The sequence below is a fragment of the Candidatus Pantoea gossypiicola genome, from assembly GCF_008632075.1.
GTDB classification, from domain to species: Bacteria; Pseudomonadota; Gammaproteobacteria; order Enterobacterales; family Enterobacteriaceae; genus Pantoea; species Pantoea gossypiicola.
Genome location: NZ_VWVM01000001.1, coordinates 480,538 through 498,612, shown reverse-complemented (window position 1 = coordinate 498,612; position 18,075 = coordinate 480,538). Strand labels below are relative to the sequence as shown.

The following is an 18,075-nucleotide window of genomic DNA, read 5'->3' as shown; positions in this document are numbered from 1 at the left end:
TGGTGGCAGAGTCAGTAGAAATCTATAACAGTCAGCGGCCACATCTGTCGCTGAAATACAAAACGCCTGATGCAGTGCATCAGGCGTTTTAACGGCATAACGTGTCAACCTATGCCAGGACTAGTCAGCTGAATAACGCAGGGGAGAGAACATAATGCGTGTACTTTGTGAAAAATGTCAGCAACCGCTGTCGCTCAGCGACGGTGAATTTATCTGCACAGCCTGCGGAGCACATTACCCAGCGCATCCCTGCTGTCCTGATTGTCACCAGCCACTTGAAGTGCTGAAAGCCTGCGGCGCAGTGGACTATTTTTGCCGTAACGGACATGGTCTGATTTCCCGCAAGCGCGCACTTTTCCAGCCAACCGGTCACTGACCCCGCTTTCAGCTACCCTTAAAATGTCAGATAACGCAGCGCGATCCCTGGCCCTTTTTGTAGCAAAAATGCTATTGCGCCGTAACAAATGCGTTGTACAGGTTCACTCTGTAATGTACCAGGTGGTACAATCCTGCCGCGTCGTGGGAGGGGTCAGCCACATCCGTGCTCTTCCGGCCCACAGATTCTCACGGACGCGGGTCTGTTTATATTCGATTTGAAACAGAGCAATGCTCTGCGCGGATGTGCATAACGCGCCAGAGTCCGGACGGCATCAGTCCGGATGCTCTGTTTATTCAGGAGAGTAAGTGTTATGGCTGAAACATCCTCCCGCTCCGGAAAGGGGCTGGGAATCGCATCCGTGCTGCTCGGACTGGTTCTGCTTGCTACCGGTCTGTTTTTTGCCATTGGCGGCGGTAAACTGGTAGCCCTTGGCGGCAGCGGGTACTTTTTAATTGCGGGTATCGTCACTGTACTCTCCGCAATTCAATTCTTCCGTCGCAAATCATCGGCAGTGATTCTGTTCCTGATGGTCTTTGTCGGCACCCTGATCTGGTCGCTGTTCGATGCGGGTCTGGAGTTCTGGCCGCTGGTCTCGCGCCTGATGTTGCCTGCCGGACTGATGCTGCTGGCTTTCCTGATCTGGCCTTCACTGCGTAAGCACGAAGGTAAGCACTCACTGGCAAAACCCTCTTACGCCTTCTCTGCGCTGCTGGCGGCAGGCATGGTGATTACGCTGGTACAGATGTTCCAGCCCCATCCTACCGTTGCCGGCACCGGTGAAGAGTTGCCGCTGGTCCCGGTTGATAAAGCCAGACAGCAGAAAGACTGGGATAACTACGGTAACACTCCGCAGGGCAGCCGCTTTGTGGCGCTGGACCAGATTACCCGCGATAACGTGAAGGATTTGAAAGTTGCCTGGACCTTCCACACCGGTGATACGCCTGTCAGCCCGACCGGTAACGGTGCAGAAGATCAGCAGACGCCGTTGCAGATTGGCAACACCCTTTACCTCTGTACGCCACACAACAACGTTATTGCGGTTGAGGCTAACAGCGGTAAGCAGATCTGGAAACGTGAAATCAATGCCAAAGCAGAAGTCTGGCCGCGCTGCCGTGGTCTGGCTTACTTTGACGCAACTAAACCACTGCAACAGCCGGATAAGCCGGGCTCTTCACCTGTACCTGCCGCTGTGCTGCCAGCCGGTGACACCTGTCAGCGTCGTATTTTGATGAACACCATCGACGCACGTCTGATTGCGATCAACGCTGACAACGGCGAGTTCTGTGAAAACTTTGGCGATCACGGCATCGTTGATCTTAAAGCGGGACTGGGCCAGGCACCGGATCCACAGTATCAGCTGACGTCAGCGCCAACGCTGGCAGGCACCACCGTCGTGGTGGGTGGTCGTGTCGCAGATAACGTGCAGACTGATATGCCAGGCGGCGTGCTGCGTGGCTTTGACGTTATCACCGGTAAAATGCGCTGGGCGTTTGACCCAGGCAATGTTGATCCAAATGCAATTCTGATGCCGGGTAAAGATTACACCCGCAGTACGCCGAACTCCTGGGCACCGATGTCGTACGATCCGGCAATGAACACCGTATTCATTCCGATGGGCAGTTCATCGGTTGACCTTTGGGGCGCGAACCGTACCGAACTGGATCACAAATATGGTGCTTCAGTGCTGGCGCTGGATGCCACCACCGGTAAAGAGAAGTGGGTCTATCAGACCGTACATAACGATCTGTGGGACTTCGACCTGCCGATGCAGCCAAGCCTGATCGACTTCCCGCAGAAAGATGGCAGCACCACGCCAGCGGTGGTGATTGGTGGTAAAACCGGCATGATCTTCGTGCTTGACCGTATGACCGGCAAGCCGCTGACCAAAGTCGAAGAACTGCCGATGCCGCAGGGTCATATCCCGAACGAGCAGTACACGAAAACACAGCCACACTCGACCGGTATGCCGCAGATTGGCAACCAGACGCTGAAAGAGTCTGACATGTGGGGTGCAACGCCGTTCGATCAGCTGGCCTGCCGTATTGCCTTCAAATCGATGCGCTACGACGGCCTGTTCACCGTGCCGGACACTGACAAGTCGCTGAGCTTCCCGGGTTCGCTGGGCGGGATGAACTGGGGCAGCATGTCGATCGATCCGAACAACCATCTGCTGTTCGTCAATGACATGCGTCTGGGCCTGTGGGTTCAGATGATCCCGGCTGACACCAACAACATTGCCCGTGGCAGCAATGGCGGCGAAGCGATCAATACCGGTATGGGGGCGGTACCGCTGAAAGGCACGCCATATGCTGTGAATAAAAACCGCTTTATGTCGCCGCTGGGCATTCCTTGTCAGAAGCCGCCATTTGGTACGCTGTCGGCAATTGACCTGAAAACCCAGAAAATCGTCTGGCAGGTGCCGGTCGGCACCGTGCAGGATACCGGTCCGTTTGGCATCAAAATGCGTGTGAAAATGCCGGTTGGTATGCCAACGCTGGGCGGTACGCTGGCAACACAGGGTGGCCTGGTGTTCATCGCCGGTACGCAGGATTACTATCTGCGCGCCTTTGACTCTTCAACCGGTAAAGAGGTGTGGAAAGCACGCCTGCCGGTCGGCAGTCAGGGCGGCCCGATGAGCTACGTTTCACCGAAAGATGGTAAGCAGTACATCCTCATCTCAGCAGGTGGCGCACGTCAGTCACCGGACCGTGGTGATTACGTGATTGCTTACGCGCTGCCAGACAGCAAGTAACCATGCATAAGGAAAAGGGCCGACATTGTCGGCCCTTTTTTTTGAAAAGGACTGGCCGGTTCGCTGTAAGAGCGTGCATGCTCAGGAAACACGGTCAGATCGGAAAGTCGCAAAATCGTCATCCATGACGGCTCGGCCCGCGCGATTACACACCTCATCCCTGAGGTGTGCCCGTAACCGGGCCAACGCGTTGCGTTGTTCAAAAACGCTCCCGGCATTTTTGTCCCTGGCGCGGGACGCTTTCCTCTTCTGACTGTGTTACCTTCGCTAAAGGCTCATTCGTTGCTGCCAGATTCACATCAGATTATCAGCTGTCTCCGGGTCGACATTGTCGGCCCTTTTTTGCTTATTTTCCGTCGTGCCACAGCGCCTTTAGCTCAGGCGGGGCCACCTGTTCCGGGATCAGCAGCACAATGGTGCCCGCCTCACGGCGGGTGGCATACTGAATCTGGATGCGAAAATAACGCTGGTCGCCACTGCCTACCTGCGCGGCTTTCTCCTCGGGTTCGCCCAGCGGCATCGCCTGCTCAAGCACATGGCAGACGCGCTGTTTTTCTGGGGGCGGCAGCTCGCCCAGCATAAAACGACGTTCGGCACGCAGCCCCGGAATAAAGGCCATGCCGCCTTCACGCGCGACGACAATGGTGGCATCATCGGTGAGTTCGGGCAGGTCACTCATAGCACGCCAACCTCCTTCCACGCCTGTTCAATGGCGCTGCTAACTGACGGGTTAAACCGCTTTTCGCCATGTTTAATGGTGAAGCGGGCAAAGGTTTTAAAATCTGCATCCTGTGGCAGTTCGTCGTCACACACGGTGTCATACCAGGCATAGCCTGCCTGCTCCCATGCATGACCGCCCAGCGCGGTAGCCGCCAGATAAAATGCCCGGTTTGGAATGCCGGAGTTGATGTGAACCCCGCCATTATCTTCACGGGTTTTCACATAGTTATCCATGTGCGCCGGTTGCGGATCTTTACCGAGCATCGGGTCATCGTAGGCGGTGCCGGGTTCAGACATTGAACGTAAACCGCGCCCATTGATGCCGCTTGCCAGCAGGCCTTCACCGATAATCCAGTCCGCCTCTTCGGCGCGCTGTTTCTTACTGTACTGTTTGACCAGCGAGCCAAAGACGTCAGACAGGGACTCATTCAGTGCGCCCGCCTGCTCAAAGTAGATCAATCCGGCTTCGTTTTCCGTCACGCCATGCGCCAGTTCATGCGCCACAACGTCAATCGCAATGGTGAAGCGATTAAAAATTTCGCCGTCACCATCGCCAAATACCATCTGTTGGCCGTTCCAGAAGGCGTTCTGGTATTTCTCACCGTAGTGAACGGTACCCAGCAACTTCAGTCCCTGACTATCCAGCGAATTACGCTGATACGCCTGCCAGAAGAAATCATAGGTAACGCCAAGGTAGTCCCAGGCTTCTTCTGCCGCGACGTCATCATTACCTGGCTGGCCTTCCTGACGAACCAGCTTACCCGGCAGGGTTTCCTGGCTCTGGGCATCATAAATTTCGCGGTCAACGTGACCGCCCGCCGCCGTTTTCACGCCGGTCGGTTTTTGCCAGTGTTCCGCCATCAGGTGCTGAACGTGTGTCAGGGTGCGACGCGCCTGCGCCTGTTGGTGACCGGAACCGTGGGCAATGATTTTACGAAGGATATAGGGAGGAATAACGCAGTAAGCCATGTGAGACTCCTTGGCAAAAAGGAATGAGCCAAAAGTATAGACCCGTCTGGCTGGTTAGACCTCATGAGTAAGGCCAGCGGTAAATGGAAAAATGTGAGGTGGCGCGCAAAGTCAGTGTCAGGGAGCAGATTTGCGACGGCGCTTATTTTTCAGACAACCCATCTGACGGGTTATATGAGAATGCCTGGCAGCAAAAATTAGCCATAAACACAGCCGGTCATGCCGGGTAGTCCTGGTTAATGAGGCCATTTGTAAATAGAGAATTGGGGCTGGCGGACAGCGTCAGGAAGCGGTTTTACGGCGACGCTTTTTCTCGGGCAGTAACTGCGTGACCTGGCTTTCGACCCAGCCATCATCCAGACGGGTGCGCAGCAGGTCGCCGCTCTGCAGCTGCGCCGTTTTTTTCACCACCTGACCGGCGGTGTCGGTGGTCACGCTAAAACCACGCGCCAGCGTCGCCAGCGGGCTGACACCTTCGAGCTGTGCGACCAGCTGACCAAACTGCTGTTTATTACTGCTCAGCTGCGTTGCCATGCTCTGCTGCAGGCGATAGTGCCAGCTTTGCAGCTGTTTTTGCGCCTGGAACAGACGCTGCTGCGGCTGTTGAGCGTTGAGCCGATGCGCCAGGCGATCCTGCTGACGTGTGGCCTGACGAAGGCGGGTTTCCATCGCTTCAGCCAGACGCTGCTGCAGGCGGAACAGGGCAGTCTGCTGACGGGCCAGACGCAGTTGTGGATGCTGCTGCTGCAGGCGATGCTCAAGACGGCTGTAAAGCCGCTGCTGGCGCGCCAGATAGTAATCCATCGCCATCTCCAGCCGCTGCTGCTGCGACTGCAGCTGGCGCAGCAATTCAAGCTGGTTCCGGCTGACAATTTCTGCGGCTGCTGAAGGGGTAGGGGCGCGTAAATCGGCGACGAAGTCAGCAATGGTGACGTCGGTTTCGTGTCCGACCGCGCTGACGATAGGAATGCGGCTGGCAAAAATAGCGCGCGCCACGCGTTCGTCGTTAAAGCTCCATAAATCTTCCAGCGAACCGCCGCCGCGCCCGACAATTAACACATCGCATTCATTGCGCAGGTTGGCAATTTCAATCGCCCGGACGATAGCCGCAGGCGCATCGACACCCTGCACGACGGTAGGGTAGATGACCACAGGCAGGGAGGGGTCACGGCGATGCAGCACACGTAACACATCATGCAGCGCCGCGCCGGTGGAGGAGGTAATAACCCCGACCTGACGCGCCGGTTCGGGCAGCGGTTGCTTATGCTGCGGATCGAACAGTCCTTCGGTCGACAGTTTTGCCTTCAGCAGTTCAAACTGCTGCTGCAACAGCCCTTCGCCCGCCGGATGCATACTCTCGACAATCAGCTGATAGTCGCCACGAGGTTCGTAGAGAGTGATACTGGCGCGCACCAGCACCTGCTGCCCGTGCTGTGGACGAAAAGTGACGCGACGATTGCTGTTGCGGAACATGGCACAGCGAACCTGAGCGCCATCATCTTTCAGCGTGAAGTACCAGTGACCGGAAGCCGGCTGACTAAAGTTGGAGATTTCGGCGCTGATCCAGACCAGGCCCATCTCTTTCTCCAGCAGCTGACGCACTGTCGTATTGAGACGGCTGACGGTAAAAATATTGGCGTTGGATGGCAGCGACATGTGACGAAGATCAAATTCCAAATCAGCAGGTTAATTCACCGATACTACAGGGCTGCCGGTGCGGATCAAGAGTTTTTCGTAAATAATAGTGGAGGCAATCGATTACGGCCTGTATAATGCCGCGGCAATATTTTATCTAATCTCAATCACCCGAGGTGGAGTATTGCCATGTTAAGAATCGCTAAAGAAGCACTCACTTTTGACGACGTTCTGCTCGTTCCTGCTCACTCCACCGTCCTGCCTAATACGGCCGATCTCAGCACTCAGCTGACCAAAAATATCCGTTTAAACATTCCTATGCTCTCCGCTGCCATGGACACCGTGACCGAAGCGGGTCTGGCAATTGCGCTGGCACAGGAAGGCGGCCTTGGCTTCATCCATAAAAATATGTCGATTGAACGCCAGGCGGACGAAGTGCGCAAGGTGAAGAAACATGAGAGCGGCGTCGTCACTGAACCGCAGACCGTACTGCCGACCACGCCACTGGCTGAAGTCAAAGCGCTGACCGAGCGCAACGGCTTTGCAGGCTATCCGGTGGTTAACCGTGACAACGAACTGGTCGGTATCATTACCGGTCGTGACGTGCGCTTTGTGACCGATCTCTCCCAGCCTGTTTCTGCCGTCATGACCCCGAAAGATCGTCTGGTGACGGTGAAAGAGGGTGAAGCGCGCGATGTGGTGCTGCATAAAATGCACGAAAAGCGCGTTGAGAAAGCGCTGGTGGTGGATGACAGCTTCCATCTGCTGGGCATGATCACCGTTAAAGACTTCCAGAAAGCCGAACGTAAACCTAACGCCTGTAAAGATGCGCAGGGTCGTCTGCGTGTCGGTGCGGCAGTAGGCGCGGGGGCTGGTAATGAAGAGCGTATCGATGCGCTGGTTGCTGCGGGCGTTGACGTACTGCTGATTGACTCTTCACACGGTCACTCTGAAGGCGTGCTGTCACGTATCCGTGAAACCCGTGCCAAATATCCTGACCTTGAAATCGTCGGCGGCAACGTCGCTACCGGCGCAGGCGCTCTGGCGCTGGTCGCGGCAGGCGTCAGCGCTGTTAAAGTCGGTATCGGTCCTGGCTCTATCTGTACGACCCGTATCGTGACCGGCGTGGGCGTTCCGCAGATTACTGCTGTCTCTGATGCCGTGACCGCGCTGGAAGGCACCGGTATTCCGGTTATCGCCGATGGCGGTATCCGTTTCTCCGGTGACATCGCCAAAGCGATCGCCGCGGGTGCCTCCTGTGTAATGGTCGGTTCGATACTGGCGGGGACCGAAGAGTCACCGGGCGAGATCGAACTCTATCAGGGCCGTTCATTCAAATCCTATCGCGGTATGGGCTCACTGGGCGCGATGTCCAAAGGCTCTTCTGACCGTTACTTCCAGACTGATAACGCCGCTGACAAACTGGTGCCGGAAGGCATCGAAGGCCGTGTAGCCTATAAAGGCCGTCTGAAAGAGATCGTACATCAGCAGATGGGCGGCCTGCGTTCGTGCATGGGCCTGACCGGTTGCCCGACCATTGACGATCTGCGCACCAAAGCGGAATTTGTCCGCATCAGCGGCGCGGGCATCAATGAGAGCCACGTGCATGACGTGACCATCACCAAAGAGTCACCGAACTACCGCATGGGTTCATAATCCCGATTTCCCGCCCGGCTTAAGCCGGGCGCTTTTATTGATCAAGTCACCGTTCTGGAAACCCCTCAATGACGACGGAAAATATCCATAAGCACCGCATTCTGATTCTCGATTTCGGCTCTCAATATACTCAGCTGGTTGCCCGCCGCGTACGCGAACTCGGCGTTTACTGTGAACTCTGGGCATGGGATGTCACCGAAGAGCAGATCCGCCAGTTCAACCCAAGCGGCATCATCCTTTCCGGCGGCCCGGAGAGTACCACCGAACTGAACAGTCCGCGTGCACCAGAATATGTCTTCAGCGCGGGCGTGCCGGTGCTGGGTGTCTGCTACGGTATGCAGACCATGGCGATGCAGTTGGGCGGCACCGTTGCTGGCTCAAACGAGCGCGAGTTCGGGTATGCGCAGGTCGAAGTCACCACGCCAAGCGCACTGGTTCGTGACATCGAAGATGCGATCAGCGCCGCCGGTAAACCGCTGCTGGATGTCTGGATGAGCCACGGCGACAAAGTTACGTCAATTCCGGCTGACTTCGTGACCGTTGCCAGCACCGAAACCTGTCCGTTTGCCATCATGGCCAACGAAGAGAAGCGTTTCTACGGCGTGCAATTCCACCCGGAAGTGACCCACACCCGCCAGGGTTTGCGGATGCTTGAGCGCTTCATTATTGACATCTGTGAATGTGAGGCCCTGTGGACGCCAGCCAAAATTATCGAAGATGCCGTTGAGCGCCTGCGTGAGCAGGTGGGTAACGATAAAGTGATCCTCGGCCTGTCAGGCGGCGTGGACTCCTCTGTGACCGCAATGCTGCTGCATCGCGCTATTGGTGATCGTCTTACCTGCGTATTCGTGGATAACGGTTTGCTGCGTCTGAATGAAGCACAGCAGGTGATGGATATGTTTGGTGACCACTTCGGTCTCAACATCATTCATGTACCGGCTGAGATGCGTTTCCTGGACGCGCTGGCGGGTATTGATGAGCCTGAAGCCAAGCGTAAAACCATTGGTCGCGTCTTTGTAGAAGTGTTCGACGAAGAAGCACTTAAGCTGCAGGATGTGAAGTGGCTGGCGCAGGGCACTATCTATCCGGACGTGATTGAGTCGGCGGCCTCTGCCACCGGTAAAGCACACGTCATCAAATCGCACCACAACGTCGGTGGCCTGCCGAAAGAGATGAAGATGGGCCTGGTTGAACCGCTGAAAGAGCTGTTCAAAGACGAAGTGCGCAAGATTGGTCTGGAGCTGGGCCTGCCGTACGACATGCTGTATCGCCATCCGTTCCCGGGTCCGGGTCTGGGCGTGCGCGTGCTGGGCGAAGTGAAGAAAGAGTATTGCGACCTGCTGCGTCGTGCCGATGCTATTTTCATCGAAGAGCTGCACAAAGCGGATCTCTACAACAAAGTCAGTCAGGCGTTCACCGTCTTCCTGCCGGTTCGTTCGGTCGGCGTGATGGGTGATGGCCGTAAGTATGACTGGGTTGTCTCACTGCGCGCGGTAGAAACCATCGACTTTATGACTGCACACTGGGCGCACCTGCCGTATGATTTCCTGGGCCGCGTCTCTAACCGCATCATCAATGAAGTCGACGGCATTTCCCGCGTGGTGTATGACATCAGCGGTAAGCCACCGGCGACGATCGAGTGGGAATAAACCGGCCTCAGCCGATTAAACGCTGATGCTTAAAAAGCCCGCTTCCAGCGGGTTTTTTATTGCCTGAACCACACGCAGATTCCCCGCTTTAACCTTTCACCACATCCGGGTTACCATCTGGCGGTTTTCTGTTCACTTTGCCGGAAATTACGCTATTCTCCATGCAGTCAAAGCTGCACTACACGTCAGCTGTGTCCCGCTTTCACCGATTTATCCCAACGCCACCGCTTACTGAAACCGCCCGCTGATCAGGCGTTTCGTGATTTTTACGTCACCAGGAATGTTGTCATGCTCTCACTGAAAGTGTTCAGCCTGTTTTTTGTTGCCGTACTGCTGTTATCACTCGGAGCCAGCATCGCGCAGGCAACGCGTCACGGCGAAACCGCACAGCCAGGCGGCTGGGCGACCGCCCGGCGCGATTCGGCTGGCATAGCGCCCGATCCGCGCGCGTTATATAGCCTGGCTATCGTCCAGGTCTATGCTGCGCCGACCTATGGCTGGAAAGGGCGGGTGGCGGTGCATCCCTGGATCATTTTTAAACGTGCGGGTGAAACGCGCTACACGCGTTATGAAGTGATTAGCTGGGGCAGTGGCGATAAAGTTCGCCGTAACACCAACCTGCCGGATGGCTACTGGTATGGCGCAAAACCGCGGCTGCTGGTGGAACATCGCGGACCGGAAGCCGAAGCGATGATCCCGCAGATAGAAGCCGCCATTAAATCGTATCCGTGGCCGACAACCTACCGTGCCTGGCCAGGACCGAACAGCAACACCTTCCTGGCGCACATTGGCCGAGAAGTGCCCGCCCTGAGGCTTGATCTCCCCGCCAATGCGCTGGGCAAAGATTACCGGCCACTGTGGCGTCCTGTCGGGCTGCCGCCATCCGGGCGCGGTGTGCAGGTGTCGATTCTGGGCGTGGCGGGCGTGACACTGGGTGCAGAAGAGGGATTTGAAATGAACCTGCTGGGTCTGAACATGGGACTCGATTTTTCGCCGTTCCGGCTGCGGTTGCCGTTTGTTGGCGGTCTCGGCAACGACAATCTTCAGCAGGACAAGCCCTGACAATATGGCCCCATCAGGGGCCGTTTTGCCTCAGCACACGCCAAAGTCACCCTCTTCGTGATAGAGGTTGACGCTCTCTGCCTTCACTTCAATCTCTTTCTTCGCCGCATCATCAACGCGCGCGCACCACAGTGTGTCGCCTTCCACGCGCAGCACCTGCATTTTAGGGCCGCCGGTTTTCGACTGAACAAAATCCTCTGCTTTAAACATATTGCCTCCATTAATTATCGTTACTGCTGCCGATCGTTTTTTGAGTGACGTTTTCCAGTTTATACCCTGACTGTTTTACTGCGAGAAAAAGTCTCCGCATGCTGAACCGCATTAAGAAACATTCGTTGAGTTGTCAGTTGACAACTCGCTCATTCGGCGTCAGCATAGGGGCACATATGGCAAGGAAGCGGCATCCCAGTAAAGAGATTGAGATGGCGTTACGTTACGCCGAATCCCACGGCTGGCTGGTGGTTACCGGAGGCCATCATGCCTGGGGCAAAATGTACTGCCCGAAAAATCTGTTGATGTGCCGATGCGGGGAGTTCTGTCTGACCTGTATCTGGAGCACACCAAAAAACGTTCATCACCATGCCCGTGCGCTGCGGCGCGTGGTCGATAACTGTCAGTATCTGAAGTCCTGACACAGCACAAGGAGAGGCATATGGAATATTCTTTTACATTACGGTTCAGCCTGCCGGACGGGCATGCGCCGGTGGATGAGATGCTGGAAACGCTGGCAGCAGCAGGCTGTGATGATGCGCTGATCGGCCTGGGGATGCCAGGGCGAATAGCATTTGAGTTCACCCGGGAGTCTGACTCTGCAACGGACGTATTAAAGCAGGCGGAAGAGGATGTACTGCGCGCAATACCGGGTGCCACACTGGTGGAAGCGGCACCCGATTTTGTGGGCCTGACAGATGTGGCGGAGATCATCGGCATGACGCGTCAGAATATGCGCAAACTGATGCTTAGCCATCGCCCGCCGTTTCCCCTGCCGGTGCATGACGGTAAAACCGCCATCTGGCACCTGTCGGATGTACTGGAGTGGCTGAGCCAGCGCGGCAATTATACGCTGCCTGCGGCTACCCGTGAGCTGGCGCAGGTGACGCGCCAGCGTAATCTTAATGGATCGCTGCAACGTTACGGCCTTCACACCTGATCAGTGCGGCAGCAGGAAGATCGTTGCCAGTCCCAGGAAGATAAAGAAGCCGCCGGTATCGGTAAGGGCGGTGATCAACACGCTGGAGCCGACTGCCGGATCGCGCTTCATTTTGGTCATTACCAGCGGCACCAGCACCCCCATCAGCGCGGCCAGTAGCAGGTTCAGCGCCATGGCCAGCATCATGACGCCGCCCAGTGCCATATTGTCATACATCAGCCAGGTAATGCCGCCCATAATACCACCCCAGAACAGGCCGTTGATCAGCGCAACACCAAGTTCACGGACAATCAGAAACGAGAAGTTACCCGGTTCAACCTGATGCAAGGCCAGCGCCCGTACAATCATGGTGATGGTCTGGTTACCGGTGTTGCCGCCGATACCCGCGACAATCGGCATCAGGGTAGCGAGGGCGACGATCTGTGAAATGGTTCCTTCAAACAGCCCGATGACGCGCGAGGCAACAAAGGCGGTACAGAGATTAATCGCCAGCCAGGCCCAGCGTTTACGCACCGATTTACGCACCGGCGCGAAAACATCCTCTTCCTGACTGATACCGCCCATTTTACGGATGTTGCTTTCGTTTTCGGCATTCACCAGGTCGATGATGTCTTCAATGGTTACGCGGCCAATCAGTTTGCCTTTTGCGTCAGTGACAGCGGCAGAAATCAGGTTATAACGCTCAAAGGCGCTGGCGGCGTCTTCGGCCTTATCGTTGAGCTGGAAGGTGGTCGGGCGTGCGTTCATGACGTCGCTTACCAGAGTTTTAGGTTTGTTAAGCAGGATATCCGTCAGCATCAGCTCGCCCAGCAGCTGATTGTCTTTATTGGTGATAAACAGCTTATCCGTACCGCCGGGCATGTCTTTACGCTTACGCAGAAAACGCTGTACCGTTGCCAGCGTGACATCGTCGCGCACCGTCAGGATATTGAAATCCATCACCCGGCCCACGCGATCGCGGTCGAGCTGCACCATATCGAGCATACGGGCGCGCAGAGCAGGCTCCACGGTAGCCAGCAGGCGTCCGGTCAGGTCACGCGGCAGATAACGCGCCAGCCAGACCTGGTCGTCGATATCCAGCGGCTGAATAGCACGCAGAATATCGCGATCGCTCATCTCCTCGGTGAGGCTGGCCCAGACCGTTTCAGAGGCTTCAACCAGTACGTGGCCGCGCCGCTCATTTGGCACCAGCCGCCACAGTGCCTGACGCTCCTCTTCGGGCAGGGCTTCGAGAATATCCGCGAGGTCAGCGGCATGCAGTTGCAGAATGTCCTGTTCCAGCGCATCACGCTGGGCCGCATTTTCACGTTGCTGTTCAGGATTGAGATCGCCGGATTTCTCCAGCAGAGCATCAACCAGATCGTGCTCGTTGAGCAGCAGCGTCAGAATGCGATGACGTATTTCACTTAAACATTGAGAGTGAGAGGCAGACACAATGAGTTCCCTTTAGTCTGAAAGCACCAGCACGAAGTGTAGCGTTTCGCCTGAAAAAGGGATGCAAAAAAGAGTCCAGTTGTCTGGATAACGTTTAGCGTTCAGGCGAAAAATCACGGTTCGTTAACGCGTATCACCTGACGTGACAGTAACCGGTTCAGGAATCGCTTTCTGTTGCTGGTGATGCTCGAAGGCAGCGGGCAGGATAAAAATCAGGCGACTAAAGAGAATGATAAAACTGATCAGCAACACAATACGGGTCATGGTGCCGGTTTTTTGACGTCTTCGGGGAGAAATAGCGCTGTTCACGCGGGGTGGTTCCTGTAATGACCCCATCAGGGGCGACTGCAATATTTAGTCACAGTCGCCTGATGAAATCAATCGCTGTTGAAAAAAACAGCAGATAAAGATCAGTAACTCGCTTTTTGCGCCAGCAGCGTAGCAAAGCGGCAGGTAATGCGGTTGCCATTTTCATCTTTGCGATGCAGCTGACCGGGATGTTCGTTGTACTTCACGATGTGCCAGTTGCGGTAATAGTGGCTCAACTCGCCCGACTTAAAAGCAAAGGAGAAATCAGTCGGGCAGGGCATATCTTCCGTGTTCATCGCCGCCACAATCAGGTTGAAACCATCCCTGACCGTACAGGCCTGCATGTCGGCAATCAGCTGTGGAATAGTCTGCGGCTGCAGAAACATCATCACCACGGTCGACAGCACAAAGTTAAAGCCGCCATTGAAGCGCGTGTTGTTCAGGTCGCGCTGCTCGGTGTGAATCCCGCTGAGGTTTTCCCGGGCAATAATTTCCTGCAGGCGCGCCAGGCTTTGCGGATTATGGTCCCATGCTGTGACGTCAAAGCCGTGCTGGTTCAGAAACAGCGTATTGCGTCCCACGCCACAGCCCAGATCCAGCGCCTTACCGACGTTGAGCTGAGGCAGAGCCGCAACCACTTCGGAGTGGGGCGGCGTTAAACCATAGGTTTCGGCAAAATAGTTTTCGCCTGAAAGTGGTGCAGTTGGTTGTGTCATATTCATCAATTCAGTTAAACGGGCGTCAGGCGCCCGGGTTATCAGGCTTCTTCTTCGAGGATCAGTTTCCATCCCGTCACGTCATTCCAGTAAACCTGCTCACGTTCCAGATCGAGCTGAACCAGATTGTTCTGGGCGAAGTAGCCCGCCGGGAAAATCAGCGTCCAGTGGCCGTCATCGCATTTCAGGGTTAACGCATCCGGACGCGTCGTGGCCTGACGCTGATTATTCAGCAGGGTACCCAGGCGCAGCAGGAAAATCAGCGGCACAAACTGCTTTTTCTTGAATAGCGTGACGCGCGGCAACTCGTCAAGCTTCACTGCTTTGCGGTGGAATCGGACCAGCGCCGCCAGCAGCATCTGCTGATCCTGATTGAAACCGGGCAGGTTGGTGTTTTGCAGAATGTAGGCGGAATGGCGCTGCAGCGCGCTGTGATTAATCGTCAGGCCCACTTCGTGCAGCATCGCCGCCCACTTCAGCAGGGCTGCCAGCTGCGGATTCGCCAGTTTCGGGTTCTGCTCGCGCCACTGCAGATAAAGCTGCTCGGTGGTATCCAGCACGCGGCGCGCCTGATCGCTGTCGATGGCGTAATGATTTGCCAGACTTTGTGCTGTACGGCTGCGAATATCCTGATGGCGGAAACGTCCTTCCATCTCATAGAGCACGCCTTCACGCAGCGCACCGTCGGAGAGGCGCAGCTCGCGAATCGCCAGCGCATCAAAGACGCCACACAGAATCGCCAGTCCTGGCACAAAAACGCCTTTGCGCTCTTCTGACAGGCCCGGCAGGCTCAGTGCCGCAAAGGATTTATGTTTCATCACCTCGTCATAGAGCTTGTCGAGGCGCTCAGGTGTAATCAGCTTCTCTTTCTCATCCATCGCCTGCAGCACTTCGCAGGCGGCTTTGATGGTGCCGGACGCACCCAGCGCATATTGCCAGCCATGCAGACGGTATTGCCACGCCAGCGTTTCCAGCTTTTGCGCAGCTGCTAAGCGAGCGCGACGGAAGTTTTCACGACTGATTTCGCCTTTCGGGAAATAGAGCTGGGCGAAACTGACGCAACCCATGCGCCGACTCTCAACCAGTTGCGGTTCAAAATCCTCGCCAATCACCAGCTCGGTGGAGCCGCCGCCGATGTCGATCACCAGCTTGCGACCTTTCTCCGGCTGCGTGTGCTCAACACCCATAAAGATCAGACGCGCCTCTTCATGGCCTGAAATCACTTCGATCGGATAGGGGATCACCTCAGCCGCCCGCTGCAGGAAGGTTTCGGCGTTGACCGCCTCGCGCAGCGTATGGGTGCCGACAATCGTCACGTTGCTGGGACTGAAGCCCTGCAGGCGCTCGGCGAAAAGTGCCAGACAGGCTAAACCGCGCTCCATCGCCTCTTCGCTGAGGTTGTGTTGAGCATCCAGCCCGTCAGCCAGATGGACGCGCTGTTTAAGGCGGCCCAGTACCTGCATCGCACCATCGACGACCCGCGCAATCACCATATGGAAACTGTTCGAGCCCAGGTCAATCGCCGCAAACTCCTGGGGTTTTGGCGTACTTTTATGAGAAATTGGCATAGGATTTATTCAGGTTGTTCCAGTTTCTTGATGTAATCATAGATGGCCAGCTGCGAGCGCACTTTACGGCGATTGCCACGCTGGACGTAATGGTTACTCAACTCTTTATCGACGATGCGGGCTTTCACCGTATCACTTAACTGAATAGCAATAATGTCGAGTATGCGCTGCCGGATGTGGGGATCGAGAATCGCCACAGCCACTTCGATGCGGTAATCAATGTTACGTGTCATCCAGTCAGCGGAGGAGAGGAACACCTTCTTATCGCCGCCATTTTCAAAAATATAGACGCGATCGTGTTCCAGATAACGGTCAACAATACTGATGACACGAATGTTTTCACTGATCCCCGGCAGGTCCGGGATTAATGAGCACATTCCGCGCACCAGAAGATTGACCTTCACCCCTACGCTGGAGGCTGTATAAAGCCGATCTACCAGACCTTTGTCTACCAGATTGTTGATTTTCAGAGTAATACCGCAGGGCTTATTCTGCTGTGCATTGGCAATTTCAGTATCGATCAGTTCATACAGCATCCGGCGCGAGTTCTGAGGCGACACCATCAGGTGATCGAACGTCACGGGCCGATAAGGATTCTCAATAAAGTTGAACACCCGGCGTACTTCGTTGGTGATGCGCGCATCCGCGGTCAGCAACGAGTAGTCGGTATAAAGCCGCGCGGTTTTCTCGTTAAAGTTGCCGGTACCGATATGCGCGTAGCGCACAATCTCTTCCCCTTCGCGACGGGAGATCAGGAACAGCTTGGCGTGGATCTTCAGGCCAGGAGCAGAGAAAATCACATGTACGCCCGCTTCGGTCAGGCGTTTCGCCCAGTAAATATTGGCTTCTTCATCGAAGCGTGCCTGCAGTTCTACCACCACCGTGACTTTTTTACCGTTATAGGCGGCATGAATCATCGCATCCATGATGCGCGAGTGTTTCGCGACGCGGTAGATGTTGATTTTGATCGCCAGCACGCTGGGGTCAAACGACGCCTGACGCAGCAGTTCCAGCACGTGCTCAAAGGTGTGGTAGGGATAGTAGAGCAGTACGTCGCGGTCGCGAATCGCATCAAAGCCGTTGCGGAAGCCATCAAAACCGATGTGGCGAATCTGCGGCAGCGGGCGGTTAACCAGGTTGTTTTTACCGACGTTCGGGAAGCCGATAAAGTCTTTGAAGTTGTGATAGCGGCCGCCAGGCAGTATGGAGTCAAAGTTGGAAATCGAGAGTTTGTGGCACAATAGCTCAACCATCGCCTCAGGCATGTCGCGCTGATAGACAAACCGCACCGGCTCTGCCGTCAGTCGCTGCTTCAGACTGGAAGACATCAGCTCCAGCAGGCTCGACTCCATCTCTGTGACCAGATCGTACTCGGCGTCACGCGTCATTTTCATTGAATAGGCGTTGAGCGCGTCGTAGTCATAGAAGCCTTTAAAAATGTCATCCAGGCAGTAACGCAGAATGTTATCCAGCAGGATCATCGGCTTGCGACGCCGCGGGGGCTCTGCCGGTAAATTGATGAAGCGTGGCACTTTATCGGACGGGATCTCCAGCAGCGCATAACGAATATCGTCACCACGGATAATCTCTACCGCCAGGTAGGTGTAATCATCTTTAAGGAATTCGGTCAGGTCGGTTTCATGGGTGATCAGAATCGGAGAGATATGCTGACGCAGTTCATGTTTAAAGTAGTGGCGCAGCCACGCCTGCTGATTGGGCGACAGCTGGCGTTCATTGATCAGGAAGATCTGATTCCGTGCCATCTCCAGCAGCAGATCGTTATAAAGTGCATCGAACTCCTGATCGGACTTCATCACCCGCTGCTGAATTTTCTTAAACAGATGGCGTGGCGTACTGGCATAACCCTGCTCTTCACCAATCAGAATGCGGCGTTTGAGATCGGCGAAACGCACTTTATAGAATTCGTCGAGATTGTTGGAGTAGATGCCCAGAAAGCGCATGCGCTCAATCAGTGGATTGCTTTTGTCTGCTGCTTCCTGCAAAACCCGTTCATTAAAGGATAACCAGCTTAATTCTTTTTCTATATAAAGCTTTACCTGACCCATTCTCACTCCA

At 55.4% G+C, this 18,075-nt stretch carries 16 protein-coding genes; 7 read left to right on the top strand and 9 right to left on the bottom strand.

What is annotated here, in order from left to right; genetic code table 11:
- Positions 1-154: 154 nt before the first annotated feature.
- Both F3I20_RS02280 and F3I20_RS02275 read left to right on the top strand, forming a co-directional pair.
- Complete coding sequence (locus tag F3I20_RS02280; protein WP_150012585.1) at positions 155-376, top strand: zinc ribbon domain-containing protein; 222 nt, start codon at positions 155-157, stop codon at positions 374-376.
- A 313-nt stretch (positions 377-689) separates the two neighbouring features.
- Entirely contained in the window at positions 690-3,131 is a 2,442-nt protein-coding gene (locus F3I20_RS02275) for a glucose/quinate/shikimate family membrane-bound PQQ-dependent dehydrogenase (RefSeq protein ID WP_150012583.1), read from the top strand.
- A 346-nt stretch (positions 3,132-3,477) separates the two neighbouring features.
- Here F3I20_RS02275 and F3I20_RS02270 read toward each other — a convergent pair whose 3' ends face one another.
- The 3 genes from F3I20_RS02270 to xseA form a co-directional block, all read right to left on the bottom strand.
- The gene (locus tag F3I20_RS02270) at positions 3,478-3,810 is read right to left on the bottom strand and encodes a protealysin inhibitor emfourin (RefSeq protein WP_150012581.1); all 333 of its coding nucleotides are present in this window, start codon (positions 3,808-3,810) and stop codon (positions 3,478-3,480) included.
- Complete coding sequence (locus F3I20_RS02265; RefSeq protein ID WP_150038319.1) at positions 3,807-4,820, bottom strand: M4 family metallopeptidase; 1,014 nt, start codon at positions 4,818-4,820, stop codon at positions 3,807-3,809. The genes F3I20_RS02270 and F3I20_RS02265 overlap by 4 nt, the downstream gene beginning before the upstream one ends.
- Before the next feature lie 282 nt (positions 4,821-5,102).
- Positions 5,103-6,476, bottom strand: a complete 1,374-nt coding sequence (gene xseA / locus F3I20_RS02260) for an exodeoxyribonuclease VII large subunit (protein ID WP_150012674.1) — start codon at positions 6,474-6,476, stop codon at positions 5,103-5,105.
- Between the two features lie 168 nt (positions 6,477-6,644).
- Here xseA and guaB point away from each other — a divergent pair, with 168 nt between their 5' ends.
- From guaB to F3I20_RS02245, 3 genes are all read left to right on the top strand, one after another.
- Entirely contained in the window at positions 6,645-8,111 is a 1,467-nt protein-coding gene (gene guaB, locus F3I20_RS02255; RefSeq protein ID WP_150038317.1) for an IMP dehydrogenase, read from the top strand.
- A gap of 68 nt (positions 8,112-8,179) precedes the next feature.
- Positions 8,180-9,760, top strand: a complete 1,581-nt coding sequence (gene guaA, locus F3I20_RS02250) for a glutamine-hydrolyzing GMP synthase (protein WP_150038315.1) — start codon at positions 8,180-8,182, stop codon at positions 9,758-9,760.
- A 288-nt stretch (positions 9,761-10,048) separates the two neighbouring features.
- Entirely contained in the window at positions 10,049-10,822 is a 774-nt protein-coding gene (locus F3I20_RS02245; RefSeq protein WP_150012573.1) for a DUF3750 domain-containing protein, read from the top strand.
- Between the two features lie 30 nt (positions 10,823-10,852).
- Here F3I20_RS02245 and F3I20_RS02240 read toward each other — a convergent pair whose 3' ends face one another.
- Entirely contained in the window at positions 10,853-11,032 is a 180-nt protein-coding gene (locus F3I20_RS02240) for a GDFGVC terminal motif YodC-like protein (protein ID WP_022624131.1), read from the bottom strand.
- 176 nt (positions 11,033-11,208) lie between these two features.
- Here F3I20_RS02240 and F3I20_RS02235 point away from each other — a divergent pair, with 176 nt between their 5' ends.
- Together F3I20_RS02235 and F3I20_RS02230 are read left to right on the top strand one after the other, a co-directional pair.
- On the top strand, positions 11,209-11,454 hold the full coding sequence (locus tag F3I20_RS02235; protein WP_150012571.1) for a hypothetical protein: 246 nt from the start codon (positions 11,209-11,211) through the stop codon (positions 11,452-11,454).
- A 20-nt stretch (positions 11,455-11,474) separates the two neighbouring features.
- Positions 11,475-11,972, top strand: a complete 498-nt coding sequence (locus F3I20_RS02230; RefSeq protein ID WP_150012569.1) for a helix-turn-helix transcriptional regulator — start codon at positions 11,475-11,477, stop codon at positions 11,970-11,972.
- Here F3I20_RS02230 and mgtE read toward each other — a convergent pair whose 3' ends face one another.
- From mgtE to ppk1, 5 genes are all read right to left on the bottom strand, one after another.
- A complete protein-coding gene (gene mgtE / locus F3I20_RS02225) occupies positions 11,973-13,406 on the bottom strand; it encodes a magnesium transporter (RefSeq protein WP_150012567.1) in 1,434 nt (477 codons plus the stop codon).
- Between the two features lie 123 nt (positions 13,407-13,529).
- Positions 13,530-13,715, bottom strand: a complete 186-nt coding sequence (locus tag F3I20_RS02220; RefSeq protein ID WP_013358709.1) for a YfgG family protein — start codon at positions 13,713-13,715, stop codon at positions 13,530-13,532.
- A gap of 101 nt (positions 13,716-13,816) precedes the next feature.
- Positions 13,817-14,431, bottom strand: coding sequence for a tellurite resistance methyltransferase TehB (gene tehB, locus F3I20_RS02215; protein WP_150019160.1), 615 nt, complete (start codon positions 14,429-14,431; stop codon positions 13,817-13,819).
- Positions 14,432-14,472: 41 nt separating this feature from the next.
- Positions 14,473-15,999, bottom strand: a complete 1,527-nt coding sequence (gene ppx, locus F3I20_RS02210; protein WP_150038312.1) for an exopolyphosphatase — start codon at positions 15,997-15,999, stop codon at positions 14,473-14,475.
- 5 nt (positions 16,000-16,004) lie between these two features.
- Positions 16,005-18,065 (bottom strand): polyphosphate kinase 1, encoded by a 2,061-nt coding sequence (gene ppk1 / locus F3I20_RS02205; RefSeq protein WP_150012561.1) that lies wholly within the window; start codon positions 18,063-18,065, stop codon positions 16,005-16,007.
- Positions 18,066-18,075 lie beyond the last annotated feature (10 nt).

Coding starts and splice junctions, on each gene's coding strand:
- F3I20_RS02270 (WP_150012581.1), bottom strand. CDS start 3,810: ATGAGTGACCTGCCCGAACTCACCGATGATGCCACCATTGTCGTCGCG.
- xseA (WP_150012674.1), bottom strand. CDS start 6,476: ATGTCGCTGCCATCCAACGCCAATATTTTTACCGTCAGCCGTCTCAAT.
- F3I20_RS02235 (WP_150012571.1), top strand. CDS start 11,209: ATGGCAAGGAAGCGGCATCCCAGTAAAGAGATTGAGATGGCGTTACGT.
- F3I20_RS02280 (WP_150012585.1), top strand. CDS start 155: ATGCGTGTACTTTGTGAAAAATGTCAGCAACCGCTGTCGCTCAGCGAC.
- F3I20_RS02275 (WP_150012583.1), top strand. CDS start 690: ATGGCTGAAACATCCTCCCGCTCCGGAAAGGGGCTGGGAATCGCATCC.
- ppk1 (WP_150012561.1), bottom strand. CDS start 18,065: ATGGGTCAGGTAAAGCTTTATATAGAAAAAGAATTAAGCTGGTTATCC.
- guaB (WP_150038317.1), top strand. CDS start 6,645: ATGTTAAGAATCGCTAAAGAAGCACTCACTTTTGACGACGTTCTGCTC.
- F3I20_RS02240 (WP_022624131.1), bottom strand. CDS start 11,032: ATGTTTAAAGCAGAGGATTTTGTTCAGTCGAAAACCGGCGGCCCTAAA.
- F3I20_RS02245 (WP_150012573.1), top strand. CDS start 10,049: ATGCTCTCACTGAAAGTGTTCAGCCTGTTTTTTGTTGCCGTACTGCTG.
- ppx (WP_150038312.1), bottom strand. CDS start 15,999: ATGCCAATTTCTCATAAAAGTACGCCAAAACCCCAGGAGTTTGCGGCG.
- F3I20_RS02265 (WP_150038319.1), bottom strand. CDS start 4,820: ATGGCTTACTGCGTTATTCCTCCCTATATCCTTCGTAAAATCATTGCC.
- F3I20_RS02230 (WP_150012569.1), top strand. CDS start 11,475: ATGGAATATTCTTTTACATTACGGTTCAGCCTGCCGGACGGGCATGCG.
- guaA (WP_150038315.1), top strand. CDS start 8,180: ATGACGACGGAAAATATCCATAAGCACCGCATTCTGATTCTCGATTTC.
- tehB (WP_150019160.1), bottom strand. CDS start 14,431: ATGACACAACCAACTGCACCACTTTCAGGCGAAAACTATTTTGCCGAA.